The sequence below is a fragment of the Micrococcus sp. HMSC31B01 genome (genome assembly GCF_001816085.1).
Lineage (GTDB): Bacteria > Actinomycetota > Actinomycetes > Actinomycetales > Micrococcaceae > Micrococcus > Micrococcus luteus.
In genome coordinates, this window is sequence record NZ_KV825402.1 from 1 (window position 1) to 3,544 (window position 3,544).

At 72.2% G+C, this 3,544-nt stretch carries 3 protein-coding genes and 2 tRNA genes; 4 read left to right on the top strand and 1 reads right to left on the bottom strand.

Translation table 11 applies throughout. From position 1 onward, the window contains the following. Positions 1–156 precede the first annotated feature (156 nt). Positions 157–1,884: a dihydroxy-acid dehydratase gene (gene ilvD / locus HMPREF3105_RS11410; RefSeq protein WP_049145205.1), complete on the bottom strand. Its 1,728-nt coding sequence runs from the start codon at positions 1,882–1,884 to the stop codon at positions 157–159. 104 nt (positions 1,885–1,988) lie between these two features. Between ilvD and HMPREF3105_RS11415 the strand changes: the two genes are divergently transcribed. The 4 genes from HMPREF3105_RS11415 (at position 1,989) to HMPREF3105_RS11430 (ending at position 3,400) form a co-directional block, all read left to right on the top strand. Beyond that, positions 1,989–2,537: a hypothetical protein gene (locus tag HMPREF3105_RS11415; protein ID WP_070709704.1), complete on the top strand. Its 549-nt coding sequence runs from the start codon at positions 1,989–1,991 to the stop codon at positions 2,535–2,537. Positions 2,538–2,604: 67 nt separating this feature from the next. Beyond that, positions 2,605–2,677, top strand: a tRNA-Lys gene (locus HMPREF3105_RS11420). Between the two features lie 86 nt (positions 2,678–2,763). Continuing rightward, complete coding sequence (gene bcp, locus HMPREF3105_RS11425; RefSeq protein ID WP_036382122.1) at positions 2,764–3,252, top strand: thioredoxin-dependent thiol peroxidase; 489 nt, start codon at positions 2,764–2,766, stop codon at positions 3,250–3,252. 67 nt (positions 3,253–3,319) lie between these two features. Next, positions 3,320–3,400: transfer RNA gene (locus HMPREF3105_RS11430), tRNA-Leu, on the top strand. The last annotated feature ends 144 nt before the right edge of the window (positions 3,401–3,544 follow it).

Below are 3,544 nucleotides of genomic sequence, written 5' to 3' on the forward strand. Positions count from 1 at the left end.
GTGAGCTCGGTGGCGGGCAGGGCGGCGGCGTCGGGCAGGATGACGACCTCCATCAGCGCGCCTCCCGCCCGGGACGAGGCGCGGGTCCCCCGACCCGGGCGTCGGTCTCGTGCATGCTCATCCTCTGCTCGTCTCGGCGTGCGGGCCGACCGGGCCTCAGCCCAGGTAGGCGCCCTCGGCGGCGGAGTGCACCAGCTTGGCGTACTTGCCCAGCACGCCCGTGGTGAACTTCGGCTCCACCGGCTCCCAGGACTCGCGGCGGGCGGCGAGCTCGGCCTCGTCCACGAGCAGGTCCATGGTGCGTCCGGCGATGTCCACGCGGATGCGGTCGCCGTCCTGCACCAGGCCGATCGGCCCTCCCTCGGCGGCCTCGGGAGCGATGTGGCCGATGCACAGGCCGGTGGTGCCGCCGGAGAAGCGCCCGTCGGTGATCAGCAGGACGTCCTTGCCCAGGCCCGCGCCCTTGATGGCGCCGGTGATCGCGAGCATCTCGCGCATGCCCGGGCCGCCCTTCGGGCCCTCATAGCGGATGACCACGACGTCGCCGGCGGCGATGGTCCCGTCCTCGAGGGCGTCCATGGCGGCGCGCTCCCGGTCGAAGACGCGCGCGGTGCCCTCGAAGACGTCCGCATCGAAGCCGGCGGACTTCACGACGGCGCCCTCCGGGGCCAGCGAGCCGTGGAGGATCGCGATGCCGCCGTTGGGGTGCATCGCGTCGTCCATGGTGCGGATGACCTTGCCGTCCACCGGGTCCGGATCGAGCGCGGCCAGGTTCTCGGCGAGCGTCTTGCCGGTGACGGTGAGGGTGTCCCCGTGCAGCAGGCCCTCGTCCAGCAGGGCCTTCATGACCACCGGGACGCCGCCGATGCGGTCCACGTCCGTCATGACGTACTGGCCGAACGGCTTGAGGTCGGCGATGTGCGGAGTGCGGTCGGCGATGCGGTTGAAGTCGGACAGCTGCAGGTCCACGCCCGCCTCCCGGGCGATGGCGAGCAGGTGCAGCACGGCGTTGGTGGAGCCGCCGAACGCCATGGTCACGGCGATCGCGTTCTCGAACGCGGGCTTGGTCATGATGTCCCGGGCCGTGATGCCCTGGCGGAGCATGTTCACCACGGCCTCGCCGGAGCGGCGCGCGAAGGCGTCGCGGCGGCGGTCCGCGGAGGGGGCGGCGGCGGAACCGGGCAGGGACATGCCGAGGGCCTCACCGATGGAGGCCATGGTGTTGGCGGTGTACATGCCGCCGCAGGCGCCCTCGCCCGGGGCGATGGACTTCTCGATGCGGAGCAGGTCCTCCTCGGACATGAGACCGCGGGCGCAGGCGCCGACCGCCTCGAAGGCGTCGATGATGGTCACCTGCCTCTCGGTGCCGTCGGTCAGGCGGGCCACGCCCGGCATGATCGAGCCGGCGTAGACGAACACGGAGGCCAGGTCCAGGCGGGCGGCGGCCATGAGCATGCCCGGGAGCGACTTGTCGCAGCCGGCGAGCAGGACGGAGCCGTCCAGGCGCTCGGCCATCATCACGGTCTCCACCGAGTCGGCGATCACCTCGCGGGAGACGAGGGAGAAGTGCATGCCCTCGTGGCCCATGGAGATGCCGTCCGAGACGGAGACCGTGCCGAACTCCAGCGGATATCCGCCGGCGGCGTGGACGCCGTCCTTCGAGGCCTGGGCGAGGCGGTCCAGGGAGAGGTTGCAGGGGGTGATCTCGTTCCAGGACGAGGCGATGCCGATCTGCGGCTTGCCGAAGTCCTCGTCCCCCATGCCGACCGCGCGGAGCATGCCGCGGGCGGCGGTGCGCTCCATCCCGTCGGTGACGTCGCGCGAGCGCGGCTTGATGTCGGGAGCGGCGGACGGGGTGCTGGGAGTCGACGCGGCGGAGTCCATGCCGCGGAGTCTAGTGAGCACGGCGCCACCGGGCCGACGCGACGTCCCCGTGTGACGGGTGCCGCGGCATGACACGTGCGGACGGGTCCGCGTACGTTGGGGCCATGGACACGCCCACCCTGCACAGACGGCTGCGCCGCGTCTTCGATGCGCGCGTGTTCAACCACGGCGACTACAACGTCGTCTACGGCCAGCCCTCGGGCTCTTCCTTTCCCCTCGTGATCGGCTACCGCCACCAGCCGCTCGAGATGCTGCTGTGCCCGTTCGACCCCACCTCCACCCCGGACGACCACGACCGCCGCGCGCCGGGCGTGGCCGAGGACGATCCGCACGGCCCGGTGACCGAGGCCTCCGCGGACCGCGCCGACGTCGTCGAGGTGGGGCTGGCCAACGTGGCCACCGTGGCGGACACGGGCAGCGGCTATCAGGTGGAGACCGTCACGGGCTTCCGGACGTGGTTCGACGTCCCGGAGCACACGCGGGTGCCGGTGGGCGACCTCACGGAGGACGGCACCGCGGAGCTCGACCAGGCCGAGGACGCCACCGACTTCCACGCCTTCATGACCGCCTTCATGGACGAGCTGGACCGCCTCTACGCGACCCCGGAGACGGACGCGACGGACGTCACGCCCCCCGATTTGCACGGCGTCTGAAACCCCTGGTAGGGTTTCACCTCGTTGCACGGCGCACCGGAGAGATCCGAGAGGCGGTGCGGCATCTGCACCTCTAGCTCAACCGGTAGAGCATCTGACTCTTAATCAGCAGGTTCCGGGTTCGAGTCCCGGGGGGTGCACCCACCGGAGCGAAGGCCCCGTCTCCACGGAGACGGGGCCTTCGTCGTCCCCGCTCCCCGTCCGGGCCCACCGTAGGCTGGGGCCCATGACCGACACGACCCAGCACCGCCTCCAGCCCGGCGACACGGCGCCCGCGTTCACCCTCCAGGACCAGGAGGGCCGGCCCGTCTCGCTGCGCGACAGCGCGGGCAAGCACACGATCGTCTACTTCTACCCGGCCGCGTCCACGCCCGGCTGCACCACGCAGGCCTGCGACTTCCGGGACAGCCTCGCCTCCCTGACCGCGGCCGGCTACGTCGTCCTGGGGATCTCCCCCGACCCGATCGGCAGGATCATCCGGTTCGCCGAGCAGGAGGGCCTGACGTTCCCCCTGCTCTCGGACGAGGACCACGCGGTGGCCGAGGCCTACGGCGCCTGGGGTGAGAAGAAGAACTACGGGCGGACCTTCGAGGGTCTGATCCGCTCCACGATCGTCGTCGGCCCGGACGGGAAGGTCACCCACGCGCAGTACAACGTGAAGGCGACCGGCCACGTGGCCCGACTGCGCCGCACCCTCGGCCTCGACGAGGCCTGATCCGCGCCCGCCGCGCCCGGGCGCCGCACGGTAGGATCGGGGCTCGCCCCGCCCGCGCGGGGTGTGCGCGGGCGTGGCGGAACTGGTAGACGCGCTGGATTTAGGTTCCAGTGTCCTGGACGTGGGGGTTCGAGTCCCCCCGCCCGCACTCCCCGGACCCGCCCGACCCCGACGTCACCCGCCAGAGGAGGCCGCCATGCAGCCCACTCGCCGCGCCTTCCTCGGCGGGGGCCTGGGCCTGCTCGGCCTGGGCGTGGCCGGCTGCGCGACGTCGCCCGCGGCGCCGTCCTCC

Excerpts from the sequence above, each read along its gene's own strand:
- ilvD (WP_049145205.1), bottom strand. The coding sequence starts at position 1,884 with ATGGACTCCGCCGCGTCGACTCCCAGCACCCCGTCCGCCGCTCCCGAC.
- HMPREF3105_RS11415 (WP_070709704.1), top strand. The coding sequence starts at position 1,989 with ATGGACACGCCCACCCTGCACAGACGGCTGCGCCGCGTCTTCGATGCG.
- bcp (WP_036382122.1), top strand. The coding sequence starts at position 2,764 with ATGACCGACACGACCCAGCACCGCCTCCAGCCCGGCGACACGGCGCCC.